At 66.1% G+C, this 1,162-nt stretch carries 1 protein-coding gene; it reads right to left on the bottom strand.

Translation table 11 applies throughout. The features are described 5' to 3' along the window. Nucleotides 1-12: 12 nt before the first annotated feature. Entirely contained in the window at nucleotides 13-936 is a 924-nt protein-coding gene (locus CEK68_RS20165; protein ID WP_026143295.1) for an IS110 family transposase, read from the bottom strand. Between the last annotated feature and the right edge of the window lie 226 nt (nucleotides 937-1,162).

The raw sequence follows: 1,162 nt of genomic DNA, 5'->3' as shown, positions 1-1,162 counted from the left end.
AGGAGTCAACTGTCATGCACCTGCGATGACAGGAGGAGCGTACGGGGCCTGATCGCGCGCGATGGCATTGAGCCAGCGCAGGAACTTGTGCATGCAGGCGACGATGGCGACCTTGGCCGGCTTGCCCGCTGCGCGCAGACGTGCGTAGGTGTTGGCCAAGGGGGATTTGGCGCGGATGCTGGCCCAGGTGGCCATGTACAGCACGCGCCGCACGTCGGCACGTCCGCCTTTGATGCGGCGCTGGCCTTTCCAGCAACCGCTGTCGTGATTGAACGGGGCCAGCCCGACCAGGGCAGCGAGCTTGCGTGGCGGCAGCGTGCCCAGCTCTGGCAGCCGCGCGGCCAGAACCGCGCGCAGGATCGTCCCGAGCCCAGGCACCTTGGGTAGGCTCGAGCAGGTCTTGCCCTGCTGCTCGATCTCCTGCGTCAACGTCTGGATCTGCTGGTTCAGCAGGGCGATCACCTCTCGGCAGCGGTGTTGCGCCTTGGCGCTGGTAATGTGTTCCAAGCGCCGCCGATGGGCATCGCGCTGGCCCACCAGGGTGGCACGCAGGTCCAGCAGTTCGCGAAGAGACTGCTGGTGCCCGGGCACCACGGGCGTGGGGGTGGTCGGGATGTGCTGGGCGGCGATGGCCAGCAGGCGCGCGTCCAGGGCATCGGTCTTGGCATGCAGGCCCAAGGCCTGGGCGAGCTTGCGCGGACGATCGGCGGCCATCCGCACTGCCGGCAGGTCCGCCTCTCGGAGCACCTGCAGCACGGCATGTTCGTAGCCGCCACTGGCTTCCAGCACGATCCGCTCGCAGTCCATCCCAGCCAGACGTTGGGCCAGCGCACGCTGCCCCTGTGGCGTATTGGGCTGGGTCCAGGCCTGCTCGTCCGGCAGGACATGAATGACCAGCTCGGCCTTGGATACATCGATCCCGACATGGCGCCGCATAGACGTTCTCCGCAGTAGACTCATGGACGAGAGCGCTCCTGCCGATGCCCATGCTTGTGGAGTTCGAGCTCGTCACTCGGGCAACTGTTCGGGCTTGTCAGGCAGGAGAACCGGAGTGCGGCGGCGCTGACTCCTACTCGTGCTTGCTAGCACTGCGGCTAAACGGCCTGCCGCACTCCGCTCTCACCTACAACTATAGACCCTTATTTCACACAAGCGTCTTCAG

Source organism: Xanthomonas sp. LMG 12461, from assembly GCF_009192935.1.
Taxonomy (GTDB): Bacteria; Pseudomonadota; Gammaproteobacteria; order Xanthomonadales; family Xanthomonadaceae; genus Xanthomonas_A; species Xanthomonas_A sontii.
Note: the sequence above shows the minus strand (reverse complement) of the source record. Positions and strands in the feature narration are given on the sequence as shown.